The 24,467-nt window shown below is 63.7% G+C and carries 19 protein-coding genes, 1 tRNA gene and 1 pseudogene; 9 read left to right on the top strand and 12 right to left on the bottom strand.

Annotated elements, in window-relative coordinates; genetic code table 11:
* Positions 1–84: 84 nt before the first annotated feature.
* On the bottom strand, positions 85–2,013 hold the full coding sequence (locus ACI2KG_RS10100) for an ATP-binding cassette domain-containing protein (RefSeq protein WP_400617571.1): 1,929 nt from the start codon (positions 2,011–2,013) through the stop codon (positions 85–87).
* 221 nt (positions 2,014–2,234) lie between these two features.
* Here ACI2KG_RS10100 and ACI2KG_RS10095 point away from each other — a divergent pair, with 221 nt between their 5' ends.
* The gene (locus tag ACI2KG_RS10095; RefSeq protein ID WP_404661771.1) at positions 2,235–4,160 is read left to right on the top strand and encodes a transglycosylase SLT domain-containing protein; all 1,926 of its coding nucleotides are present in this window, start codon (positions 2,235–2,237) and stop codon (positions 4,158–4,160) included.
* A gap of 187 nt (positions 4,161–4,347) precedes the next feature.
* Here ACI2KG_RS10095 and ACI2KG_RS10090 read toward each other — a convergent pair whose 3' ends face one another.
* Both ACI2KG_RS10090 and ACI2KG_RS10085 read right to left on the bottom strand, forming a co-directional pair.
* On the bottom strand, positions 4,348–5,151 hold the full coding sequence (locus tag ACI2KG_RS10090; protein ID WP_404661770.1) for an MOSC domain-containing protein: 804 nt from the start codon (positions 5,149–5,151) through the stop codon (positions 4,348–4,350).
* Between the two features lie 55 nt (positions 5,152–5,206).
* Complete coding sequence (locus ACI2KG_RS10085; RefSeq protein WP_201207172.1) at positions 5,207–6,142, bottom strand: chemotaxis protein CheV; 936 nt, start codon at positions 6,140–6,142, stop codon at positions 5,207–5,209.
* 351 nt (positions 6,143–6,493) lie between these two features.
* Here ACI2KG_RS10085 and ACI2KG_RS10080 point away from each other — a divergent pair, with 351 nt between their 5' ends.
* The 3 genes from ACI2KG_RS10080 to ACI2KG_RS10070 all read left to right on the top strand — a co-directional run bounded on the left by ACI2KG_RS10080 (position 6,494) and on the right by ACI2KG_RS10070 (position 8,914).
* Positions 6,494–7,003 (top strand): histidine kinase, encoded by a 510-nt coding sequence (locus tag ACI2KG_RS10080; protein ID WP_404661769.1) that lies wholly within the window; start codon positions 6,494–6,496, stop codon positions 7,001–7,003.
* A gap of 365 nt (positions 7,004–7,368) precedes the next feature.
* The gene (locus tag ACI2KG_RS10075) at positions 7,369–8,265 is read left to right on the top strand and encodes a sensor histidine kinase (protein WP_404661862.1); all 897 of its coding nucleotides are present in this window, start codon (positions 7,369–7,371) and stop codon (positions 8,263–8,265) included.
* Complete coding sequence (locus ACI2KG_RS10070) at positions 8,255–8,914, top strand: response regulator (RefSeq protein ID WP_404661768.1); 660 nt, start codon at positions 8,255–8,257, stop codon at positions 8,912–8,914. The genes ACI2KG_RS10075 and ACI2KG_RS10070 overlap by 11 nt, the downstream gene beginning before the upstream one ends.
* Here ACI2KG_RS10070 and yegS read toward each other — a convergent pair.
* Positions 8,898–9,785: a lipid kinase YegS gene (gene yegS / locus ACI2KG_RS10065; RefSeq protein ID WP_400617577.1), complete on the bottom strand. Its 888-nt coding sequence runs from the start codon at positions 9,783–9,785 to the stop codon at positions 8,898–8,900. The two genes, ACI2KG_RS10070 and yegS, sit on opposite strands and share 17 nt — an antisense overlap.
* A 335-nt stretch (positions 9,786–10,120) precedes the next feature.
* On the opposite strand from yegS, the gene ACI2KG_RS10060 reads away from it, so the two are divergent.
* On the top strand, positions 10,121–11,368 hold the full coding sequence (locus ACI2KG_RS10060; protein WP_404661767.1) for a glycosyltransferase family 4 protein: 1,248 nt from the start codon (positions 10,121–10,123) through the stop codon (positions 11,366–11,368).
* On the opposite strand, the gene glp is transcribed toward ACI2KG_RS10060, so the two are convergent.
* Positions 11,357–12,583, bottom strand: coding sequence for a gephyrin-like molybdotransferase Glp (gene glp / locus ACI2KG_RS10055; RefSeq protein ID WP_404661766.1), 1,227 nt, complete (start codon positions 12,581–12,583; stop codon positions 11,357–11,359). The two genes, ACI2KG_RS10060 and glp, sit on opposite strands and share 12 nt — an antisense overlap.
* Positions 12,567–13,106: a molybdenum cofactor biosynthesis protein B gene (gene moaB, locus ACI2KG_RS10050; protein WP_404661765.1), complete on the bottom strand. Its 540-nt coding sequence runs from the start codon at positions 13,104–13,106 to the stop codon at positions 12,567–12,569. The genes glp and moaB overlap by 17 nt, the downstream gene beginning before the upstream one ends.
* 186 nt (positions 13,107–13,292) lie before the next feature.
* On the opposite strand from moaB, the gene ACI2KG_RS10045 reads away from it, so the two are divergent.
* Complete coding sequence (locus tag ACI2KG_RS10045) at positions 13,293–13,514, top strand: YgdI/YgdR family lipoprotein (protein WP_400617581.1); 222 nt, start codon at positions 13,293–13,295, stop codon at positions 13,512–13,514.
* A gap of 80 nt (positions 13,515–13,594) precedes the next feature.
* Positions 13,595–13,671 (top strand) — tRNA-Pro (locus tag ACI2KG_RS10040).
* 210 nt (positions 13,672–13,881) lie between these two features.
* Here ACI2KG_RS10040 and ACI2KG_RS10035 read toward each other — a convergent pair.
* The 3 genes and pseudogenes from ACI2KG_RS10035 to ACI2KG_RS10025 all read right to left on the bottom strand — a co-directional run bounded on the left by ACI2KG_RS10035 (position 13,882) and on the right by ACI2KG_RS10025 (position 17,490).
* On the bottom strand, positions 13,882–14,649 hold the full coding sequence (locus tag ACI2KG_RS10035; RefSeq protein ID WP_404661861.1) for a methyl-accepting chemotaxis protein: 768 nt from the start codon (positions 14,647–14,649) through the stop codon (positions 13,882–13,884).
* 117 nt (positions 14,650–14,766) lie between these two features.
* Positions 14,767–14,925 (bottom strand): annotated as a pseudogene (locus ACI2KG_RS10030) (HAMP domain-containing protein); the annotation flags it as partial.
* 807 nt (positions 14,926–15,732) lie between these two features.
* On the bottom strand, positions 15,733–17,490 hold the full coding sequence (locus ACI2KG_RS10025; RefSeq protein ID WP_404661764.1) for an ABC transporter transmembrane domain-containing protein: 1,758 nt from the start codon (positions 17,488–17,490) through the stop codon (positions 15,733–15,735).
* 209 nt (positions 17,491–17,699) lie between these two features.
* On the opposite strand from ACI2KG_RS10025, the gene ACI2KG_RS10020 reads away from it, so the two are divergent.
* Positions 17,700–17,873, top strand: a complete 174-nt coding sequence (locus tag ACI2KG_RS10020; RefSeq protein ID WP_404661763.1) for a PA1571 family protein — start codon at positions 17,700–17,702, stop codon at positions 17,871–17,873.
* A 220-nt stretch (positions 17,874–18,093) separates the two neighbouring features.
* On the opposite strand, the gene pdxB is transcribed toward ACI2KG_RS10020, so the two are convergent.
* The 3 genes from pdxB to rlmM all read right to left on the bottom strand — a co-directional run bounded on the left by pdxB (position 18,094) and on the right by rlmM (position 21,019).
* The gene (gene pdxB / locus ACI2KG_RS10015) at positions 18,094–19,236 is read right to left on the bottom strand and encodes a 4-phosphoerythronate dehydrogenase PdxB (protein ID WP_404661762.1); all 1,143 of its coding nucleotides are present in this window, start codon (positions 19,234–19,236) and stop codon (positions 18,094–18,096) included.
* Positions 19,237–19,296: 60 nt separating this feature from the next.
* Positions 19,297–19,539: a sulfurtransferase TusA gene (tusA, locus tag ACI2KG_RS10010; protein ID WP_012271322.1), complete on the bottom strand. Its 243-nt coding sequence runs from the start codon at positions 19,537–19,539 to the stop codon at positions 19,297–19,299.
* Positions 19,540–19,954: 415 nt separating this feature from the next.
* Positions 19,955–21,019: a 23S rRNA (cytidine(2498)-2'-O)-methyltransferase RlmM gene (rlmM, locus tag ACI2KG_RS10005; RefSeq protein WP_404661761.1), complete on the bottom strand. Its 1,065-nt coding sequence runs from the start codon at positions 21,017–21,019 to the stop codon at positions 19,955–19,957.
* A 224-nt stretch (positions 21,020–21,243) separates the two neighbouring features.
* Here rlmM and acnA point away from each other — a divergent pair, with 224 nt between their 5' ends.
* Positions 21,244–23,985, top strand: coding sequence for an aconitate hydratase AcnA (gene acnA / locus ACI2KG_RS10000; RefSeq protein WP_404661760.1), 2,742 nt, complete (start codon positions 21,244–21,246; stop codon positions 23,983–23,985).
* Positions 23,986–24,467 lie beyond the last annotated feature (482 nt).

Below are 24,467 nucleotides of genomic sequence, written 5' to 3'. Positions count from 1 at the left end.
CAGGTACGCCACAGGTTTCAAACCTTGTGATATTCCTGTGGGAGCTGGCTTGCCGGCGATAGGGCCGGTACAGGCTAACGCCAATCAGCCCTCCAGCTCAGCCCAGCGCTCTACCAGAACATCCAGCTCGCCCTGCAACTTCTCGATCTTGGCCAGCACTGCCGAGGTTTCCGCGATCGGCCGCTGATAGAAACCCGCCGCATTCACTTCTTCCTGGGCTTCAGCCATGCGCTGCTCCAGTGCGTCGATCTGCCCCGGCAGCATCTCCAGCTCACGCTGCAACTTGTAGCTGAGCTTCTTCTTCGAAGCCTCTTCCACTACCGGCGCAGCAACAGGCTCTGGCTTGGCCTCGACTTTTTCCACCACCGCACTGTTGAGCGCAGACTTGCCGCCCTTGCTCTCGGTCACGCCCAGCAGCTTCGGCGAGCCGCCCTGGCGAATCCAGTCTTCGTAGCCACCGACGTACTCACGCACCTTGCCCTCACCCTCGAACACCAGGGTGCTGGTGACGACGTTGTCGAGGAAGGCCCGGTCGTGGCTGACCATCAGCACGGTGCCCTTGTAGTTGGACAGCACCTCTTCAAGCAGCTCGAGGGTTTCCACGTCCAGGTCGTTGGTCGGTTCATCGAGCACCAGCAGGTTGGCCGGCTTGCTGAACAGCTTGGCCAGCAACAGCCGCGCACGCTCACCACCCGACAGTGCCTTGACCGGCGTGCGCGCACGCTGGGGGCTGAACAGGAAATCGCCCAGGTAGCTCAGCACGTGGCGGTTCTGGCCATCGATCTCGATGAAGTCGCGGCCTTCGGCAAGGTTGTCGATTACCGTCTTTTCCAGGTCAAGCTGGTGGCGCATCTGGTCGAAATAGGCTACTTCCAGCTTGGTGCCACGCTCCACCTTGCCCGCGGTCGGCTCAAGGTCGCCCAGCATCATCTTCAGCAGGGTAGTCTTGCCGGTACCGTTGGCGCCCAGCAGGCCAATACGGTCCTGGCGCTGCAGGACCATGGAAAAGTCCTTGACCAGCAAAGGCCCGTCGGCGTGGTGGAAGCTGACGTTCTCCAGCACCATCACCTGCTTGCCGGACTTGTCTGCCGCTTCGATCTGGATGTTGGCCCTGCCCTGGCGCTCGCGGCGCTCGCCACGCTCCACGCGCAGGGCCTTCAGTGCACGCACACGGCCTTCGTTGCGGGTACGGCGCGCCTTGATGCCCTGGCGGATCCATACTTCTTCCTGGGCCAGGCGCTTGTCGAACAGCGCGTTGGCGGTTTCTTCGGCGGCCAACGCCGCCTCCTTGTGCACCAGGAAGCTGGCGTAGTCGCCGTTCCAGTCGATCAGGCCGCCACGGTCCAGTTCGAGAATGCGGGTGGCCAGGTTCTGCAGGAAGGAACGGTCGTGGGTGATGAACAGCACCGCGCCGTTGAAGCCGCGCAGGGCCTCTTCGAGCCAGGCAATGGCACCGATGTCCAGGTGGTTGGTCGGTTCGTCGAGCAGCAGCAGGTCGGGCTCCGACACCAGCGCCTGGGCCAGCAGCACGCGGCGGCGCCAGCCACCGGACAGCTCGGCCAGGGTCTTGTCGGCGGGCAGTTGCAAGCGGCTGAGGGTGCTTTCCACCACTTGCTGCAGGCGCCAGCCGTCACGGGCTTCCAGCTCGTGCTGGACATGCATCAGCTTTTCCAGGTCTTCGTCACCCTGGATGTTCATGCTCAGATGGTGGAACTGCGCCAGCAGTTCGCCGACGCCATCTAGGCCAGCCGCTACCACGTCGAACACCGTGCGCTCGTCGGCCACCGGCAGCTCTTGCGGCAGTTCGCCGATCTTCAGGCCCGGGGCGCGCCAGATTTCGCCGTCGTCGCCCTTCTGTTCGCCCTTGACCAGGCGCAGCATGCTCGACTTGCCGGTGCCGTTGCGGCCGATGATGCACACCCGCTCGCCACGAGCGATCTGCCAGGACACTTTGTCCAGCAGCGGCATGGCGCCGAATGCGAGGGACACATCGCTGAATTTGAGCAGGGTCATGTTGGTCTCCATAAATCGGGCGCGCATTCTACCTGACTTGGCACCCGACGGCATCCGCCAGGCTAAACGGCGAGCAGTTGGCGACATCCGGTCGAACTTAATATCCCGATACAAGCACAGTGCTTTCACCCGCAGCCGGCAAACGGCTAAGCTAAGGCAATAGCTTCCAACAGTGCTGGCTTCGCCGTCACTTCCCCATGGTTCAACTGCCCGGACGTATCATGCGCAGCCGCCTGTTACATATTGCATCCTGCCTGCTGCTTACCGCTGCCACCTGCGCGGCACAGGCTGCCGACCTGACCTTGCAACGCCAGTACTATGACGAGGCCAAGCGTGCGCTGGCCAAGGGCGACAAGGGCCCGTACCTGCGCTATGCCCAGGCCTTGAGCGACTACCCCCTGACGCCCTACCTGGCCTACGACGAGCTCACCGCCCGCCTGAAAAACGCCAGCAACCAGGAAATCGAGGGTTTCCTCGCCAAGCACGGCGACCTGCCCCAGGCCAACTGGATGAAACTGCGCTGGTTGCGCTGGTTGGCCGAACGCGGCGAGTGGAACACCTTCGTCAAGTACTACGACCCCAAACTCAACTTCACCGAACTGGACTGCCTCAATGGCCAGTACCAGCTCAGCCATGGCCTGCGCGCCGAAGGCAACGCCACCGCCGACAAGCTGTGGAACGTCGGCAAGTCGCAACCTGCCGCGTGCGACACACTGTTCGGCATGTGGGCGGCCGAAGGCCAGCTGACCGAAAGCAAACGCTGGGAACGCACCAAGCTGGCAGCCCAAGCGCGCAATTACGGCCTGGCCAACAACCTGGTCAACACCCTGACCACCCTTGGCCCGCAGGGGCGCCTGCTGGTTGACGTGGCACAGAAGCCCGAGCTGCTCAACCAACCGTCGCGCTTCACACCTGCCAACGAGGCAATGTCCGATGTTGTCAGCCTCGGCCTGCGCCGCCTGGCCCGCCAGGACCCGGAGCGGGCCATGGCGCTGCTCGACGATTATGCCCAGCGCATGCACTTCTCGCGCGACGAAAAGGTGGCCATCGCCCGCGAGATCGGCCTGACCCTGGCACGCCGCTACGACCCGCGTGCGCTGGACCTGATGACCCGCTACGACCCCGAGCTGCGTGACAACACCGTCAGCGAGTGGCGCCTGCGCCTGTTGCTGCGCCTGGGCCGCTGGGAGGACGCCTACGAGCTGACCAAACGCCTGCCGCAGGACCTGGCCGCCAGCAGCCGCTGGAAGTACTGGCAGGCACGCAGCCTGGAACTGGCGCAGCCAAACAACCCGCAGATCCCGCTGCTGTACAAGACCGTGGCGCGTGAGCGTGATTTCTATGGTTTCCTCGCCGCCGACCGGGCGCAGACGCCGTACCAGCTCAACAACAAGCCGCTGCTGCTGAGCCCGCAGCTGGTCAAGAAAGTGCGCAACACCCCGGGCATCCAGCGCGCACTGGAATTCCACGCCCGTGGCCAGATCGTCGAGGGCCGCCGCGAGTGGTACCACGTCAGCCGCCACTTCACCCGTGACGAGATGGTTGCCCAGGCGCGTCTGGGTTATGAACTGCGCTGGTACTTCCCGGCCATTCGCACCATCAGCCAGGCGCAGTACTGGGACGACCTGGACATCCGTTTCCCGATGGCCCACCGCGATACCCTGGTACGCGAAGCCAAGGTGCGCGGCCTGCATTCGAGCTGGGTGTTTGCCATCACCCGCCAGGAAAGCGCCTTCATGGAGGACGCACGCTCGCCGGTGGGCGCTAGCGGCCTGATGCAACTGATGCCGGCCACGGCCAAGGAAACCGCTCGCAAGTTCAGCATTCCGCTGGCATCGCCAGCGCAGGTGCTCAACCCGGACAAAAACATCCAGCTGGGCGCGGCCTACCTGAGCCAGGTGCACAGCCAGTTCAACGGCAACCGGGTACTGGCCTCGGCAGCCTACAACGCCGGGCCGGGGCGCGTGCGCCAGTGGCTGAAAGGCGCCAAGCACCTGAGCTTCGATGTATGGGTAGAGTCGATCCCGTTCGACGAAACGCGCCAGTATGTGCAGAACGTGCTGTCGTATTCGGTGATCTATGGCCAGAAACTGAACGCGCCGCAGCCGCTGGTAGACTGGCATGAGCGGTATTTTGATGACATGTGAGGTTTGCCGAACCTAAGCGCATTCACAGGACCTGTAGGAGCGGCCTTGTGTCGCGATGGGCTGCGAAGCAGCCCCAGGGTTTCAGCACAGATACATTGCCGGGGGCTGCTGCGCAGCCCATCGCGACACAAGGCCGCTCCTACAGGGGCCCGTGCAAGCCGGCAATCTTGCGGTACCTACAACATATCTACTCCAGCACTTCCACCTGCATCCCTACCTCCAATCTGCCACTGCCATCCACCGCCAGGTTCTGCCCGAACAGCACATCCCCCTCCTTTTCACGAAAGGTCTTCAGCGTCGCCATCGGCTCGCGGTCTTCACTGCGCTCGCCGGTAGCCGGATCGATGGTAGTGAAGACGCAGCGCACACTGGGCTTGAGCACACGAAACTCCAAGCTGCCAATACGAATGCGCTTCCAGCCATCTTCGGCAAACGGTTCAGCGCCCTGCACCACCAGGTTGGGCCGAAAGCGCAGCATCTCCATCGGCCGACCAACGCGCCGGCTCAGCTCGTCCAGCGAGCCCTGGCCAATCAGCAGCAAGGGGAAGCCATCGGGAAACGCCGCCCGGTCACTGTTGAAGCCATAACCGTTGGGCAAGTAGCGCGCACGCTGTTCCGGGCAATGAACCAGGCGCACGGGCTTGCCCAGCAGCTCGCTCAACCAGGCCGCCGCCGCATCACCAGCGTCCGGCACACGCAGGGTATCGCGCCATATGGTCACCCCGCGCAGGGCGTCATCGGCAGGCGGCACCGCCACCCACAACGGCGCCTGACCAGGCGCCTGCAACAGCAACTGGCCGCTGTCGTCATCGCGCGCCGTGATCTGGCCGAGCCGTGGCAAGGCGCGTTGGGTCAGGAAGCGTCCGTTTTCCTCCTCCACCACCATCCAGCGCCGGTCGCCCTGCAACCCCAACAAACCCACCGCTGAAGCCTGCAGACCTTGTGCCTGCCCCGACTTTAGCGGGTATCGATACAACTCACTGAGAAACATCCCTGCCGCCTCGCGTCATGCCAAAAGCCAAGCTTATACCTGGCGGCCCCGGCGATCACGCAGTGGCGGTATCCAGCAGCAGGCGTTGTTTGACCACGTCGACCAGGCGATCGGGCTGGAACTTCGACAGGAAGTTGTCACAGCCGACCTTCTTCACCATCGACTCGTTGAAACTGCCCGACAGCGAGGTGTGCAACACCACGTAAAGCTGGCGCAGGCGCGCATCGCTGCGAATCTCGGTGGTCAACCGGTAGCCGTCCATTTCCGGCATTTCGGCGTCGGTGAACACCATCAGCAGTTTTTCGCACACGTCTTCGCCGGCATCGGCCCAGCCCTTGAGCATGCGCAGCGCTTTCAGGCCGTCACTGGCCACGTGCAGCTTCACGCCCAGCTGGGACAGGGTGTCGCGCAATTGCGCCAGGGCCACGCTGGAGTCATCCACCAGCAGCACCTCACGCCCCCGAGCCCGGGCCAGCACCGGGTCGGCGAGTTTTTCGCCAGAGACGCGGGCGTTGTATGGCACGATTTCAGCCAGCACCTTCTCTACGTCGATCACCTCCACCAACTGGTCATCGACCTTGGTGATTGCAGTCAGGTAGTGCTGGCGCCCGGCGCTGGAAGGCGGCGGCATGATCGATTCCCAGTTCATGTTGACGATGCGGTCGACGCCGCCCACCAGGAAGGCCTGCACTGAACGGTTGTACTCGGTGACAATGATGGTGCTGTCCGGCCCCGGTTGCAGCGGGCGCATGCCGATTGCCTGGGACAGATCGATCACCGGCAGGGTTTGCCCGCGCAGGTTGACCACACCACAGACAAAGGGATGACGCTGCGGCATCAGGGTCAGCTTGGGCAGCTGCAGCACTTCCTGAACCTTGAACACGTTGATCGCGAACAACTGGCGACCGGCCAGGCGGAACATCAGGATCTCCAGGCGGTTCTCACCTACCAGTTGCGTGCGTTGGTCTACCGTGTCGAGAATGCCAGCCATTGGAAAACCCCCAGGCTTGAGTCGAAAAAGGTGAAACATCTACCCTGTATCGGCGGCTTCCCGCACACCTTGACCCATGCGGGAAAATGCCCAGCAGGCAATTGATATCACTTTACCATCATGCTTTACTGCGGGCACTCCGTGACAAAACAACGACAGGCCAAAAGTTCCCCCACCCTAGCCTCGTATCAGGGAAACCCTTAGGAGCAATCGGGTGCAACCTGATGTTCGCGATATCCTTTAGCCATTAATGTGACGCCATTCTCACTGCATGAATGGAGTCAGGCTTTTGTTAGCTATCGTTTCGGCGTGCCCGTCCCTTGCGCCTACCCCACGCGCGGGGACCTGATCATGGACACTGCCTTACCGTTCGATGACGCCCTGCAGGGCTTCCTGCTAGATGCCCAGGTACTGTTGTCCCAGGCCCAGGAATGCCTGCAGCATCTGGAGCTGATCGACAATGACCCGGATGCCTGCCGTTGCCTGGACAACGCCCTCGACAGCCTCGCCCGGCAGGCCACACGCCTGGGCCTGCGTGAAGTCGCCCACTACGCCACCGCCCTGCAACAGTTACTTGCCCCGGCTTGTCACGGCGGCTGTCTGCCCCGTCAAGCCCTACCCGCGATAGGGGCCTGCCTGACCCTGATGGCCTGGCAACTGGAACTGCTCGATACCCGTACCGGGCGGCTTAACCTGGACATCGGCGAGCAACTGGTACTGCTGGGTGAGCTGGCCAAGTTCGTGCAGCAGCCCTTTGCACCCGCCTGCGCATCCTGCGATGAAGAAGGCAACGTGTGCATTCACCCACATGACACCATGATCTCCGGCAGCCGCAGAAGCCGGCCTAAACCTGCGCACTAAAACTGAGCCAAAGTGCAACTAAGCACGATTATCCAAGCCCTATCGGGGTCAAACTTGGAAAGTTCCCCACGTTTTCAACGGGCCCTGTTGAAACATTACCGCATAGTTGCTGCACAAGTTCGATCAGTGCGATTAAAAAGTGGCACTTTGCTACCCGCTACGGCCCGACCTGCAGGCGTTTCAAAGCGTTACCCAGCCGCGACCGATGCCAGGCGAAGTGGTAATATGCGCCCCCACACATGTTTGCGACCGCAAAAAAGGTTGCACATCATGTGTTCGAAAAAACATCGAAAGTACTGCGCCAAAGCCTCTGACCAGCATTGTGCAAGGCCTCCATCAGCAATACTTCAGTGGCTTCCTTATTTATGTTCCCACGCTTGAAGATTCCCATGCGTTGCTGTTCCCGCGCTGCCCTGCTGCGTTGGCTGACAGTCGGGCTGTGTGTGGCCTCGCTGGTCACCCACCTGCTGCTGTACCTGGCCAACCTGGCAATCCCCGCCAGCCTGCTGGTGCTGCAATTCGCCGCAACGCTGGGTGCGGCCGTGCAACTGGGCCTGGGCGCCAGGTCGATCAGCCTGCGCCCGGCCGAGCTCGCCGAGCGCATGCTCAAGGTGCAGGAAGACGAGCGCCAGCACCTGAGCCGGGAGCTGCACGACGACATCGGCCAGCTGCTCACCGCTGCCAAACTGCAGCTGCAATGGCTGCAACGGCGCATGCCCGACGAACTGCAGGGCCACTGCGATGCCCTGCGCAGCACGCTGGATGACACCCTAGGCACCGTGCGCGATGTGTCCTCCCTGCTCAACCCGCGGCAACTGGCCAGCCTGGGGCTCGAAGCCAGCCTGCGCGCACACCTGGTGCGCACCCTGGCCAGCAGCGGGGTGCAATGGAGCCTGGCATGCAACCAACGCCTGGGGGGCATCGACGAAGCCGTGGCCATGGCGGTGTTCCGCATCACTCAGGAAGCCGTGACCAACATGCTGCGTCACGCCCAGGCACACAACCTGGTCATCCGCCTGCAACGCACCCCCGAGGGCCTGGCGTTGTCGATCCGTGATGATGGCCGTGGCTTTGTGCCCGCCCGCCACCCGGCTGAAGCTGGCCAGCGCGGCCTGGCCGGCATGCACGAGCGGGTCACCGCCTTGCACGGCAGCCTCGACATCACCAGCCAGCTTGGCCTGGGCACGCAGATAGAAGCGGTGTTCCCGTGGCCACCGCGCACCCAGCAACGCGCCAGGAGTACTGCCACCCATGACCTGTAGACTGCTGCTGGTAGACGACCACTCGCTGATCCGTGCCGGGGTACGTGCGCTGGTTTGCGACATCCCCGGCTACGGTGTGATCGGTGAAGCCGACGATGGCAGCCAGCTGCTCGAACAGGTGCGCACACTGGCGCCCGATATTGTCCTGCTGGACATTTCCATGCGTTCAACCAGCGGCCTGGACGCCCTCACTCAATTGCGGGCCAGCGGCAGCACCTGCAAGGTGCTGGTCTTGTCGATGCATACCGACCCGGACCTGATCATGCGCGCCCTGGAAAGTGGCGCCCACGGCTACCTGCTCAAGGACACCAGTGCCACCGAGCTGGAGCAAGCCCTGGAGGCGGTGCGCCACGGCGAACGCTACCTCAGCCCGGCCATCGCCCACACCGTCATCAACCAGGCATTACAGCACTCCAGGCAAGGCAAGCACGGCACTGGCGAGCGGCACAACCTGACCGCGCGGCAGCTGGAAATCCTGCGCCTGATCGTGCGTGGCAAATCCACTCGGGAAATCGCAGCGGGCCTGGGCCTGTCGATCAAGACGGTGGAAACCCATCGCTCGCAGATCATGAAGCGCCTGCAGATTCACGATGTGGCTGGCCTGGTGCTGTTTGCCGTGCGCGAAAAAATCATCAGCCTGGACGACTGAGCAACGGTGACCCGGGCGGCAGGTGCAGCTGCAAGGCAGCGGGCCTGGCCTGAAAGCGCAGGTTGTCGGCCTGCAAGGGTTCGCCATCAAGGTTGATGTCCAGCCCCTGCGAACTCTTGATCTCCACCCACGGCAACCTGGCCCGTACGAACAGGCCGTCGCCCGCCAGCAGGTCGCGCAACGCTCCGACCACCTCTTGTGGCGCAGGCAGGATGGCAACGTCGAGCAAGCCGTCGTTGACCACGGCTTCCGGGCACAGTACCTGCCCGCCGCCGGCCTGGCGGCCATTGCCGATACCCAGCGCCAGCAGCGGCCCCTGCCAGTGAAAGTCCGGCCCTTGCAGCTCCACCGAAGCGGCCTGCAGTTCGCTGAAGCGAGACAACCCCGTGAACAGGTAGGCGGCACCGCCCAGTACTTTCTTCAGGTCTTCGGAAGTATTGGCGGTGACCTGGCTGCCGAAGCCGCCCGTCGCCATGTTGAGGAACAGCTGATCGCCGACCTGACCAAGGTCGATAGGTTGTGGCTCGACATTCAGCAAGGCCAGCGCCGCGGCCGGTTCGAGGGGAATGCCGGCGGCCCTGGCAAAATCGTTGGCAGTGCCTAATGGCAACAGCGCCAGGCTGGCGTTGGTAGCGGCCTGCCCCATGGCCTGCGCCACATCGCGCAACGTGCCGTCGCCGCCACCCGCGACGATATGGCTGTAGCCCGCCGCCAGTGCCTCGGTAACCAGGCGCTGCGCGTCGCCCGCCTCCCAGGTCACCCGCACATCCAGCACCCAGCCAGTGTCGCGCAGGTCGCCCACGGCACTGCGCAGTTCTTCGTTCATCGCCTGCTTGCCGTGCAGGACCAGCATCGCCTTGCGCTCTTGCATGTGCGCGTCTCCGTGAAATTGGCCAACCCTGATCTCGACCACAGGCTTACATAGATCGTTGCATGCCCGCCCAAAAACAGGGATAGCACCCGCCGTCGGTTTGAGAAAATGATGGCATTCTTCACACAGTCGACAATGCCCGACTATGCTCTGCTAATGAACTTTTGACACGTTTTTGACCTGAGCAGGAAACACCTTCAGATGAGTCAGCTTTTTGACTTCTGAATGCCCAGGCCCGCCTTACCCCTAGCCAAGGACGCGCCTCCCGGCAGTGCGTTGCACACTGCCGTCGGGCGCGTCTTGCCATCTGCAGCCGTCAGCGAGGGCCACAGGCCATGCGCATTCTCTGGACACTGCCTTACCTGCCCTGGCCGACCACCAGCGGCTGCAAGACCCGGCAATATCACCTGATACGCGCACTGGCCCAGCGCGGCCACCGGATAACCCTGCTGGTACAATCGAAAATCCCCCTCAGTGATGCCGCACGAGAGGCCCTGGAACCGCTGCTCGAACGCCTGATCGTGCTGCCGCGCCGGCCGCTGCACAACCCGCTGAACCTGCTGGCATCACCGATCATCGACTACCCCATGCGGGCGATCATCAATGGCCTGTCCTCGCGCCTGCGGCACCGCTTCGAGCAATTGCTGGACGAACCCTGGGACGTGATCCAGATCGAGCACAGCTATAGCTTCCAACCGTTCGAAAAAGCGCTACAGGCCCGCGGCCTGCCCTACATGCTCAGCGAGCACAACCTGGAGTCGGTGACGGGCAGTGCCTGCCACGATCGCCTGCCGCTGTGGCTACGCCCGCTCAATGCCTTTGACCGCTGGCGCTACCGGCGCTGGGAACACCGGGTGCTGCGTCAGCCCACCGAACTGGTAGCAGTCAGCGCCCACGATGCCGAACTGATCGGGCAGATCAGCGGGCGCCCGGTGAACGTGGTGGTGAATGGCGTGGATTGTGATTTCTATGAGCCCGTGCAACCGTCGCTGCACAGCCAGCGCCTGCTGTTTGTCGGCAACTTCGAGTATGGTGCCAACCTGGAGGCCATAGAGTGGGCACTGGAAGACATCATGCCTCAGGTGTGGATGAGCAACCCGGCCGTGCGCCTGGCGATAGCCGGGCATGCCATGCCGACCAGCTGGAAGCTGCACTGGAATGACCCGCGCATCGAATGGTTCGGCTACCGCCCCGACCTGCGTGAACTGCAGCAGCGTTCCGCGCTGTTTTTTGCGCCACTGCGCTATGCCGGAGGCTCAAAGGTGAAAATCCTCGAAGCGATGGCCGCCGGCTTGCCGGTCATCACCACCGGCAAAGGCGTTTCCGGCCTGGCAGCGAACAATGGCGAACACTACCTGGGCAGTGATGACGGCGACCAACTGGCGTTGTTGATCACCCAGCTGCTCAACCAGCCTTGGCGCATGAGCCAGTTGAGCGCGGGTGGGCGCCAGTTCGTCCGTCAACGCCACGACTGGAGCGTGGCTGCCCAGCAACTGGAAACCGTGCACATGCGCCTGACCCAGGCGGCACCGGCCAAAGCAGCGCAGCTGGCCGGGGCTTGGGTGGGGCGCTCAGCCAAGTAGCTCGCTGAAAGGAATGAACGGCACGCTGTCACCCGGCTTCGGCGTGCTGCCTTCGCGCACCTCCACCAGCCCCTCGGCCCAGGCCGCGCTGCGCAGCACACCCGAACTCTGGTTCTTGTAGATGCGCACCTGGCCGTGCTCGATGCGCGCGCGCAGGTATTCGCGGCGCGTGCCTGGCTTGGGCCAGTCAAAGCCCGCCGGCATGTCGAAACGCAGTGGTGTAACATCGGCCACCCCTTGGCGCCGCAACAGATAGGGCCGGGTCAGCAGGCCAAAGGTGACCAGGGTCGAGGCCGGGTTACCTGGGAGGCCGATCACCGGTACGCCCTGGAAGTGGCCGAAGGTGAGCGGCTTGCCCGGCTTGATCGCCAGCTTCCATAACACAAGCTCGCCGGCTTCGCGCAGGGCAGCGCCGAGGTAATCGGCCTCGCCCACCGAAACCCCGCCAGTGGACAGGATCAGGTCGACATGGCCCAGCCCGGCCAGGCAGGCGCGGGTGCGCGCCAGGTCATCCGGCAGGATACCGGCATCGACCACCTCGCAGCCCAGCCGCTGCAACCAGCTGGCCAGCAGCCTGCGGTTACTGTTGTAGATCTGCCCAGGCCCCAGCGGCAGGCCGGGCTCGACCAGTTCGTCGCCAGTGGACAGCACGGCCACTTTGACCTTGCGTACCACGTCCAGGCGGCCATGGCCCAGCGTCGCCGCCAGGCCTAGCTCGATCGGCCCAAGGCGGGTGCCGGCGTTCATCACCTGCTCACCCTTGCGGGTTTCCTGGCCCTGAGGCCGAATGTTCTGTTCGGCGTGCAGCGGCTCAAGGAAGCGAACCCGGCCGTCTTCAAGCACTTCGGTGTTTTCCTGCATCTCGACGCAGTCGGCACCTTCCGGCACGGGTGCGCCGGTAAAAATGCGCGCGCAGGTACCCGGTTGCAGCGGCTGTGGCGCATGGCCGGCGAAAATCCGCTGGCTGACCGGCAACGGCTGGCCCTGCCAGTCGGCCTGGCGCAAGGCGTAGCCGTCCATAGCGCTGTTCGGCCAAGGCGGCAGGTCGAGCGAGGCCACCAGGTCGGTGGCCAGCACTCGGCCTTCAGCCTCGGCCAGTGGCAGGTTTTCGGTTTCGCGAATCGGCGCCGCCTCGGCCAATGCCAGCAGTTGTTCCAGGGCTTGTTCCACCGGCATCAACGGCCGGGCCGGGCGGACCTCAGCCACGGCTGTCACAGGCCGCTGCCTGCTTCAGGTGGGGTACGAAGTTGCACGGGCGATGGCGGGCGTCGAGCTGCTCGGCCAGGATGCCGTCCCAGCCGGTACGCACGGCATTGGTCGAGCCCGGCAGGCAGCACACCAGGGTGCCGTTGGCCAGCCCGGCCAAGGCACGCGACTGTATGGTGGATGTGCCGATATCAGGCACGGAGATCTGCCGGAACAACTCGCCAAAGCCATCCACCTGCTTGTCCAGCAGGCAGGCCACCGCCTCGGGGGTGCTGTCGCGGCCGGTGAAGCCGGTACCGCCAGTAATCAGCACGACCTGCACGCGGTCATCGGCAATCCAGGCGGCGACCTGGGCGCGAATCTTGTAAAGGTCGTCTTTGAGCAGCACACGCTCAGCCAAGCGGTGGCCGGCGGCGCTCAGGCGGTCGACGAACATCTGCCCGGAGGTGTCGGTATCAAACGTGCGGGTGTCGCTGACCGTGAGCACGGCGATGTTCAGCGGCGCGAAGGGGGTATCTGCCTTGGCTTTCATGGGTGTCGGTCACCAGAAGAGGGATGGCCGCATTTATATCACAGCGCGGCTTTTGCGACGTTGCGCCCCTCCGGTTTGCCCTAGGTCAACGGCACGGATTTGTCGCTATGCTGCACTTGGAGTGAACTTGCACTAACGTGCTGCGTCATAACTGTCATCCAGCACCATCGCAATTGGAGAACAACGATGATCAAACGGACCCTTCCCGCCTTTCTGCTTGTCCTTGGCTTGGGCGCCCTCGCCGGCTGTGCCTCGCCGACCGTCATTACCCTGAACGACGGTCGCGAGATCCAGGCCACCGACACGCCGAGTTTCGATGAAGACTCCGGTTTCTACGAATTCGAGCAACTGGACGGCAAACGTACGCGCCTGAACAAAGACCAGATCCGCACCGTCAAAGAGCTCTGATCTGGCCCCGGTTTTGGCAAAGGCCCTTTCAACAACAAGGGCTTGCTGGCCAAAACCGGATGCAGTAGGATTTTGTTCATCGGAGTGTAGCGCAGCCAGGTAGCGCGTCTCGTTCGGGACGAGAAGGCCGCAGGTTCGAATCCTGTCTCTCCGACCAGATCCTCATGAAAAGCCCGCCTTGTGCGGGCTTTTCGCATCCCGAGTCTCAACGGGTTTTTTGCTCCTGTAGGAGCGGCCTTGTGTCGCGATCGGGCCGCAAAGCGGCCCCGGCAATATAGGCAGCGAAGCTGAGATACTGGGGCCGCTTCGCGACCCGATCGCGACACAAGGCCGCTCCTACAGGGACAGTATCAACCATGAGGGTGTTTCAGGCAGTCAGGCGCGAGGTGACTTCGCCCAGTTGCCCCGACAAGCCATGCAGGCGCTGGCCGGCCTGTTCGGTGTGTTGCACGGCCTCCTGGTTGGCCGTGGCAATGCGGGTGATCTCGATCAGGTTGCGCGAGATGTCCTCGGCCACGCTGGTCTGTTCTTCAGCCGCAGTGGCAATCTGCCGGTTCATGTCGCGAATCGCCTCCACGGCCTGGGTAATGCGCTGTAGCATCTGCCCGGCCTGTTCCACCTGTTCCGCCCCTTCCTGGCTGCGTTGCTGACCACTATCGATGGCCTTCACCGCCTCCACCGCCCCCGACTGCACCGCTTCGATGATCTGGTGGATTTCGGCAATCGACGCGGCCGTGCGCTGAGCCAGGCTGCGCACCTCATCGGCGACCACCGCAAAACCGCGCCCGGCCTCGCCAGCGCGGGCCGCTTCTATGGCTGCGTTGAGCGCCAGCAGGTTCGTCTGCTCGGCAATGCCGCGGATCACTTCCAGCACTTTGCCAATGCGCGTGCTGTCATGCTCGAGGTCGCGAATCACCGCCGCCGTGCCGGCAATCTCGCGGTTGACCACGCCGATGATATCGATGGTCTGCTGCATCACCTGCTCGCCCGCCTGGGCACTGTGGTCAGCGTCGTCTGCCGCGCGGGCGGCCTCGGCGGCATGCCGGGCGACCTCTTGGGCGGTGGCAGACATTTCATGCATGGCCGTGGCCACCTGGTCGGTCCGCTGGAACTGGTCATGGGTGCCGCGGGCCATGTCGCCAGCAATGCTGCGCAGCTGGCCGCTGGCGCCTTCCAGCTCCTGGGCATTGTCCTGCAACCGGCCAACGGTGTCGGCCAGGAAATCGCGCAGGGTGTTGGCGGCCCGCGCCAGGCGCCCCAGTTCATCCTCGCGACGGCTGTCGACCCGGGCGGCAAAACGGCCCTGGCTGAGCTGAGCGACATACTCGATCAGCTGGCGGATCGGCTCGATCAGGTTGCGGTTCAGCAGCCACAGGCTAAACAGGCCCACCAGAAGCGCCGACCCCAACATCACCAGCACGCCCAGCCATACCGTGCGCTCGGCACTGGTATTGATACTGGTCGCTCGCTGGCGGGCATCGGCACGCAGTTGCTCGACCAGTTCGCTCATCTGCTCACTGGCAGCGCGGTCCACGCCTTTGACCGCCTGGTCGCCGGCTACCGGATCACCGCCTGCCGCCAGGAAAGCCTGACGCCCCTGTGCATAGGCCTGGCCCAGCTGCCGGTGGCTATCTCGCAGTTGCTGCAGTGGTGCCTTGAGCCTGGCATCGCTGCTGTCAATCAGTTGCCCAAGCAGTTGCTGCACCTGCTGCTCACGAGCCTGGAACTGCTGCCAGTACTTGTCCATCTCTGCCGGCTGGCGCCCGCGCAGCAGCACGTTCTTCCATTCCTGCACCTGGATCTTGAACTGCAGGTTTGCTTCGTCGATCAACTGCGAGGCGCGCAGCGGCCCGTCTACCAGCTCGGCATAACCGCGCACACTGGACGACAGAAACTGGAAACACACCAAGGCGATCAGCAGCATCGCGACCACACTGCCGCCGAGCAGCGAGAGAATTTGCACTCTGAGGGATTTACGCAACATCGAGGGTCTCGAAACCAGAGGGAAAGACTGGGGCCGCTGTGCGGCCCATCGCAGGCAAGCCAATAACCCGTGTAGGAGCTGGCTTGCCTGCGATGGGCTGCAACGCAGCCCCCATGACTGGCAGGCAAAAAAAAGCTGCCATCAAGCAATGGCAGCCAGGTCGAGCACTTACGCAACAGTCGAGGCAGATACTCTCAGGCAATTGCTACAGAAATATTACAACGCCGCGACACCTTACCCACTGGTGAACTGCAAGGCCGCCAGCCGTGCATACAGCGGGCTTTCCTCGATCAACTGGCGATGGCTACCCACCGCCACCAATCGGCCTTGGTCAATCACCGCAATGCGCTCGGCATGCTGCACCGTGGCCAGGCGATGGGCGATGACCAGCGTGGTGCGCCCGGCCATCAGGCTGGGCAGCGCTTGCTGGATCAAGTGTTCGCTTTGCGCATCGAGGGCGCTGGTGGCTTCGTCCAGCAGCAGAATCGGCGCATCGACCAGCAATGCCCGGGCAATCGCCAGGCGCTGACGCTGGCCACCGGACAGGCCGATGCCGCCCTCGCCCAGCGGGGTCTGGTAGCCTTGCGGCAGCTGCCGGATGAATTCGTCGGCATGTGCGCCGCGGGCCGCTGCTTCAACCTCGGCCTGGGTCGCCTCGGGGCGGCCATAACGGATGTTGGCCTCCACCGTGCCACGAAATAGCGCGGGGTCCTGCGCCACCAGGGCGAACTGCCGGCGCAACAGGTCAGGGTCCAGTTCGGTCAACGGCTGGCCGTCGAGCAGGATGCGCCCTTGCTGCGGGTCGTGAAAGCGCAGCAACAGATCGAACAAGGTGGACTTGCCTGCCCCCGAGGGGCCTACCAGGGCGACGGTCTGCCCAGGTTCGATGGCCAGGCTCAAGCCATCGACCGCCGCCACGCCGGGCCGTGACGGGTAGGCAAACACCAGCGACTGCAGCTCGATACGCCCACTGGCCCGCTGCTGTGGCAGCGCCACGGCAGGTGGCAGAATAGCGCTGCGTGCTGCCAACAGTTCGGCAATGCGCTCGGCGGCACCTGCGGCACGCTGCAGCTCACCGATCACCTCACTGAGGGTGCCGAAGGCGCTGCCGACGATCAGGCTGTAGAACACGAACGCCGCCAGTTCGCCAGCGGAGATACGCCCGGCGATCACATCCATGCCACCCACCCACAGCATCACCCCCACCGCCCCCAACACCAGCACGATCACCAGGGTGATCAGCCAGGCACGCTGGGCAATGCGCTTGCGGGCCACGGTAAACGCCGCCTCGACTGTACCGGCGAACAGTTCACGGTCATGCGCCTGGTGGTTGTAGGCCTGCACGGTCTTGATCTGCCCCAGCGTCTCGGCCACGTAGCTGCCCACATCGGCAACCCGGTCCTGGCTCTGCCGCGACAGGCTGCGCACCCGGCGGCCAAATAGCAGGATTGGCGCCAGCACCAGCGGCAGCGCCACCACCACGATGCTGGTGAGTTTGGGGTTGGTGATGAACAGCAACACCACGCCGCCGATGACCATCAAGGCATTGCGCAGGAACATCGACAATGACGAGCCGATCACAGATTGCAGCAGGGTGGTGTCTGCGGTCAGCCGTGACTGGATCTCAGAGCTGCGGTTGTCTTCGAAAAAGCCCGGATGCAGGCCGATGAGGTGGTCGAACACGGCACGGCGAATATCGGCCACGCAGCGTTCACCGATCCATGACACCAGGTAGAAGCGGCTGAAGGTGCCCACTGCCAGCGCCAACACCAGCAGCAGGAACAAGCCGATGGTCTGGTTGAGCTGGTGCGCGGAGCGGGTCATGAAGCCCTGGTCGACCAACAGGCGGATGCCTTGGCCCATGGACAGGGTAATGCCGGCGGTGACCACCAGCGCGAGCAAGGCCAGCATGACCTGCCGGCGATAGGGGCGGATGAACCGCCAGGCCTGACGCAAGGCGCGGCGTTGGCGCGGGGAGACTGATTCGGGCATGGCGACGACCATAGTCACAGGGAAACCGCAGACTACCATTCATCCTGCCGGGGGAAGTGCCCGTAGGTTGCTATAGCCCATTGGTCTAACCAGACTATGGAGCTTTCACACCGTTTCTGTTGGACTGTGCCTGCCGAGACACGGTAGCTGTCACAGGCCGGTCACGGCGCAGGTCTAACCTGAGCTTGAACCTGATGAGGAGAAAGTGCATGAGCTTGCAGCATGGCAAGGACAACCAGAAGCCCCAGACCAACCCGCAACCGCAGGTGTGCGGTTCGCTGATCGACGGCCAGGGGCGCGAAGTACCGATCACCGAGCAGATGATCCAGCAGGCCTGCAAGGTCCTGGAAGAAAGCCGGGTCGAGCGCGTACGCAAAGGTTGATCGACGAATTCCTTGCAACCCGGCGCTTGCGCCGGGTTTTTATTTGCCTGGCAGTCGACGTGCGCATAGCCCTGTAGGAGCGGCCTTGTGTCGCGATCGGGCCGCAAAGCGGCCCCGGCAACAGAGGTTGCGAAGCTGAAAACCTGGGGCCGCTCCGCGGCCCGATCGCGACACAAGGCCGCTCCTACAAAGGGATCGCATGGTCCCGGAGCGGGGACTATCAGACCAACACTGCACCCAGGGCACTCACCAACTGCGCCAGCTGCGGCGCCTCGCCACGCAGGCGCACGGCCAGCCCCTCGATTTCGCGCCGTGGCGGGTACTGCTTGCGCAACTGGTCGAACGCCGCACGCTGCTGTTGCGGGTCATCGCTCAGGCTGCGGCGGAAATCGGCATCGTCGCGGCGCGGGTCATACACGGCGCGACACAGGGTGGCCAAGGCCCAGGCCGGGTCGGTGCTGGCATCCAGTTCGATCTGAGCCAGCGGTGGCCGGGGCAGCAGGTCGGCCAGTTGCACCTGCTCGTCCACACCGAGGAAGCGGCACAGCGCCTGGTAGATCTGCGCCGTGCCACGCTGGCGGCCGTCCAGGCTGTAACCGGCGATGTGCGGGGAGGCCAGGGTGCACAGGTCGGCCAGTTGCAGGTCGACTTGCGGCTCGCCCTCCCAAACGTCCAGCACCGCATGCACGTCTTCACGGTCCAGCAGCAGCTCGCGCAAGGCGGCGTTGTCCACCACCGGGCCACGGCTGGCGTTGACCAGCCAGGCGCCTGGGCGCAACTGCGCCAGCTGCGCCTGGCCCAGCAGGTGCCAGGTCGGGTGCTCGCCACCGCGCTGCAACGGGGTATGCAGGCTGATCACATCGCACTGCTGGACGATGGTTTCGAGGCTGACATAGTCACCACCTTCGGCAGCCTGGCGAAGCGGGTCGCACACCAGCACCTTCCAGCCCAGGCCGTGCAGCACGCGCACCAGGCGCCCGCCCACTTCACCTGCACCGACCACGCCGTAGACGCGCTCGGTCAGCGCCACACCATCCAGTTCGGCCAGGGTCAACAAGCTACCCAACACGTAATCCACCACGCCGCGGGCATTGCAACCTGGTGCACTGCTCCAGCGAATGCCGGCTTCGGCAAAGTAGTCCAGATCCAGGTGATCGGTACCTATGGTACAGGTGCCGACGAAGCGTACACGGCTGCCTTCGAGCAACTGGCGGTCGACCTTGGTCACCGAGCGCACCAGCAGGATATCGGCGTCCTTGACGCAGGCGGCATCGAGGCTTCGGCCGGGGTAGCGGCGAATTTCACCGAAACCCTGGAAGAAGGCATCGAGCAGCGGGATGTTCTCGTCGGCAACTATCAGCATGGCGCTCTCCTGTCTGGGGAACGCAGTGTAGGCGCAACGCCGGGCGTGTTCCAGAGCGCTTCAGTCGGCTTTTTTGCGAATCCAGTAGAGGAACGTGCCGGCGTCCTCTTGCTGTTGCAGCAGTTCGTGGCCGAGGAAGTTGCAGAATTTGGGGATGTCGCGGCGGGTCGACGGGTCGGTGGCGATGACCTTGAGCAGGCCGCCGGCGGCCAGGTTGCGTACGTGCTGGTGCAGCATCATCACTGGCTCAGGGCAGTTGAGGCCGGTGGCGTCGAGGACGGCGTCGGGGGTGAAATCGGTCATGGGGGGCTCCGAAAATGTTCGCTATTGTCGCGCATAGCGTTGTTTCGACCAAGGGGCCTCTGGCATATGCCTTCAGGTTTGTGTGTGCATTGAGATCGAGCGCCGCCCGCGCGGCGCTTCGCGGGACAAGCCCGCTCCCACAGTCTGTTTCGGGCCAATCAGTCCTATGAGGCCACCGCTGTCCGCCTTGTTTGCCCCCTTCGATATCTGAAGTGGGCGCAACTGCTTTCCATTGATATCCAGTCATGCACCAAGGCGGGCACCGGTAATAGCACAGGAGAGATTGGCCCGAAACAGACTGTGGGAGCGGGCTTGTCCCGCGAAGCGCCGCGCGGGCGGCGCTCGATCTCAACACCAACCCAAAACTCCAGCCATGCACCTGCAGCCACACAGAATCCAGCTCTGCGCTAAAACCTCAGCGCGGCTTCAAGTCCAACCTACGCAGATGACACGTCACTTCCTCACGGTCGTGATACAGCTGCTTGCAAGCAATCGAAACCCGAATCTTGCGTGCCTTGAACGTCGCTTCCATGCGATCAAGCAACCGCCGCACCTCGGCATAGCGCTGCTTCATCGGCAACTTCAGGTTGACCACCGCCTCGCGACACAGCCCCTCTCCCAACCAGGTCTCGATCAGCGAGGTAGTACGCGCCGGCTTCTCGACGATATCGCAGACCATCCAGTCCACCGGCTGCTTCGGCTGCCAGGTAAAACCATCGGCCATCAGGTGCTGAACCAGCCCGGTATCCATCAGGCTCTCGGCCATCGGCCCGTTGTCGATGGCCGTCACCAGCATGCCGCGCCGCACCAACTGGTAGGTCCAGCCTCCCGGCGAAGCGCCCAGGTCGACGCCGGTCATGTCATCACCTAGCCGCTGCTCCCACTGCTCACGCGGGATGAACTGGTGCCAGGCCTCTTCCAGCTTGAGCGTCGAGCGGCTAGGCGCTTCGCGGGGGAACTTCAGCCGCGGGATGCCCATGGGCCACAATGCGCTGTTGTTGGCCGCAGCTACGCCGGCAAATACCCGTCGGCCACTGATGAAGGTGAGCAGCAAGCGTGGGCGGCTGGCGTCGTCGACCAGGCGGCCGGCCCTTTCCAACGCTTTGCGCAGCGGCACTTCGAACTTGCGGCAGAAGGTAGACAGCTCCTTGCCTTCGTTGCTGTCCAGCACTTCCAGCCACAGGCTGCCGAACACCGGGAAGTCGGCCAGGTGCGCCAACAACACGCTGATGCGGTCACTTTCCGGCAGCTCGACATAACCACCGCGGGCCCACTGCCGCGGGAAAATCAGCTGATTGAAGCGCAGCTCACCCATCAACCGCTCGGCTCCGCCCTCCTCGCTGCAGACAAACTCGGCGCTGGCACTTTGCGGCTTGCCTTTGGCATAGCCGGCAACACCCAGGCGGGCGGCATGTTCGCTGATTTCAGCGCAAACCTCACCCTCGAAACCGGGCCGGCAATGCATGAACAGGGTATTCATCTCTCACTCCACTACGGCGGGCGCGCAACAGGCGCCGGCAGGGCGGCGATAATAAAGGAAGTTCGGAACCAGCGACACGCCCCGCCGGTCCAGAAAAGGGTCAGGGGCCACAAACCGGTCTAACCTGACCATTCAGCCAGGTCCGTGCCGTGCGGACCGATACAGAGCGGTGCCACCGGTAAACCATGAGTAATTGCCGGGCACCGGCGCAGAAGGAGTTGGCAATGCCCTCGCTCGATAGCCTGAACACCCTCACGCCGCTCAAGGTCGGCGACCAGACCTACCACTACTTCAGCCTCACCAAAGCCGCCAGCCAGTTGGGCGACCTGCAGCGCTTGCCCATGTCACTGAAGGTGCTGCTGGAAAACCTTCTGCGCTGGGAAGACGGGAAAACAGTCACCGGCGACGACCTGCTCGCCCTTGCCCAGTGGCTGGGCGAGCGCCGCTCCGACCGCGAAATCCAGTACCGCCCGGCGCGGGTACTGATGCAGGACTTCACCGGCGTACCGGCGGTGGTCGACCTGGCCGCCATGCGTGCCGCCATGGCCAAGGCCGGCGGCAACCCGCAGCGCATCAACCCGTTGTCGCCAGTCGACCTGGTGATCGACCACTCGGTCATGGTTGACCGCTACGGCACGCCGCAAGCGTTTGGCGAAAACGTCGACATCGAAATGCAACGCAATGGAGAGCGCTATGCCTTCCTGCGCTGGGGCCAGAGCGCCTTCGACAACTTCCGCGTGGTACCACCGGGTACCGGCATCTGCCACCAGGTCAACCTGGAGTACCTCGGCCGCACGGTGTGGACCCGTGAAGCCGATGGCCGTACTTACGCCTTCCCCGACACGCTGGTCGGCACCGACTCGCACACCACCATGATCAACGGCCTGGGCGTACTCGGCTGGGGTGTCGGGGGCATCGAGGCAGAAGCGGCCATGCTTGGCCAGCCGGTGTCGATGCTGATCCCGGAAGTGATCGGCTTCAAGCTGACCGGCAAGCTGCGCGAAGGCATTACCGCCACCGACCTGGTGCTGACGGTGACGCAGATGCTGCGCAAGAAAGGTGTGGTGGGCAAGTTCGTCGAATTCTACGGCGACGGCCTGGCCGAGCTGCCTCTGGCTGACCGCGCAACTATTGCCAACATGGCCCCGGAATACGGCGCCACCTGCGGTTTCTTCCCGGTCGATGACGTCACCCTGGGCTACCTGCGCCTGTCGGGCCGCCCCGAAGCGACCGTGCAACTGGTCGAGCAGTACTGCAAGGCCCAGGGCATGTGGCGCCTGCCCGGCCAAGAGCCGCTGTTCAGCGATACCCTGGCGCTGGACATGCACGAGGTCGAAGCCAGCCTGGCCGGGCCCAAGCGGCCACAGGACCGTGTGGCGCTGGGCCAGGTCAGCCAGGCCTTTGACCACTTCATCGAACTGCAACCCAAACCGCTGGCCAAGGAAGTTGGCCGCCTGGAAAGCGAAGGTGGCGGCGGTGTGGCGGTGGGCAATGCCGACCAGGCCGGTGAGATCGACTACAGCCACCAGGGCCAGAACCACACCTTGCGCGATGGCGCCGTGGTCATTGCCGCCATCACCTCGTGCACCAACACTTCAAACCCCAGCGTGATGATGGCGGCCGGGCTGGTGGCGAAAAAGGCCCTGGAAAAAGGCCTGCAACGCAAACCCTGGGTCAAGAGCTCGCTAGCGCCTGGCTCCAAGGTGGTCACCGAATACTTCAATGCCGCCGGGCTCACGCCCTACCTCGACCAGCTCGGTTTCGACCTGGTCGGCTACGGCTGCACCACGTGCATCGGCAACTCCGGGCCGCTGGATGAAGCGATCGAGAAAGCCATTGGCAGTGCCGACCTCACCGTCGCCTCGGTGCTGTCGGGCAACCGCAACTTCGAAGGCCGCGTACACCCGCTGGTGAAGACCAACTGGCTGGCTTCGCCGCCACTGGTAGTGGCCTATGCCCTGGCCGGCAGCGTGCGCGTGGACCTGACCCGCGACCCGCTGGGCACCGGCAAGGACGGCCAACCGGTCTACCTGCGCGATATCTGGCCTAGCCAACAGGAAATTGCTGCAGCGGTGGCCAAGGTGGATACGGCCATGTTCCACAAGGAATACGCCGAGGTGTTCGCCGGTGATGCGCAATGGCAGGCCATCGAAGTGCCACAGGCCGCCACCTACGTGTGGCAGGACGACTCCACCTACATCCAGCACCCACCGTTCTTCGACGGCATTGGTGGGCCGCCACCCGCTATCGCCAACATCCACGGCGCGCGGGTACTGGCACTGCTGGGCGACTCGGTGACCACCGACCACATCTCCCCGGCCGGCAACATCAAGGCGGACAGCCCGGCCGGGCGCTACTTGCGCGAGCAAGGCGTGGAACCCCGCGACTTCAACTCCTACGGCTCGCGACGCGGCAACCATGAAGTGATGATGCGCGGCACCTTTGCCAACATCCGTATCCGCAACGAGATGCTGGCGGGTGAAGAAGGCGGCAACACCTTGCACGTGCCCACGGGCGAGAAGCTGTCGATCTACGACGCGGCCATGCGTTACCAGCAGGAAGGCACGCCGCTGGTGGTCATCGCCGGGCAGGAATACGGCACCGGCTCCAGCCGCGACTGGGCGGCGAAGGGCACCAACCTGCTGGGGGTGAAAGCGGTGCTTGCGGAAAGCTTCGAGCGAATTCACCGCTCCAACCTGGTAGGCATGGGCGTGCTACCGCTGCAGTTCAAGGCCGGACATGACCGCAAGCAACTGGGGCTGACCGGCAAGGAGCAGATTGACGTGCTGGGCCTGGACGGGGCCCAGATTCGCCCGGGCATGAGCCTGCCGTTGCGCATTACCCGCGAGGATGGCCGGCAGGAGCAGATCGATGTGCTGTGCCGCATCGATACCCTGAATGAAGTGGAGTACTTCAAGGCCGGGGGGATTCTGCATTATGTGTTGCGGCAGTTGATTGCGGGGTGAGGGCTGTGAGTCCGGCTGGAGAAGTGTAGCGCCTGTGAGATCGAGCGCCGCCCGCGCGGCGCTTCGCGGGGCAAGCCCGCTCCCACAGTTTGTTTCGGGCCAGTCACTCCTGTGAGGTCTTCACTGTCCGCCTTGTTTGTTCCCTTTGATATCGAGGTGAACGCAACTGTTGTCCACTGATCTCCAGTCATGCACCAAGGCGGCCACCGGTAATTGCACAGGAGAAATTGGCCCGAAACAGACTGTGGGAGCGGGCTTGTCCCGCGAAGCGCCGCGCGGGCGGCGCTCGATCGAACAGGCGCCAACCCTCTAACGCCCTCCCACCCAACCACCCAGCACTGGCTCTTTGCCATGCATTCGGTCATCATCCGACTTACCCGTCATTAAACAGCAGTAAAACCGCAATAATGACGCCAACGGTTTCGAACGTGCATTTCGCCTAAACCAAAGCGACTGATGGCTCATTGCCACAGATCAAGCAT

Origin of the sequence: Pseudomonas sp. NPDC089407 (assembly GCF_044900445.1) — a bacterium.
Taxonomy (GTDB): Bacteria; Pseudomonadota; Gammaproteobacteria; order Pseudomonadales; family Pseudomonadaceae; genus Aquipseudomonas.
The sequence above is the reverse complement of the archived record's forward strand: the minus strand, read 5'-3'. Positions and strand labels throughout refer to the sequence as shown.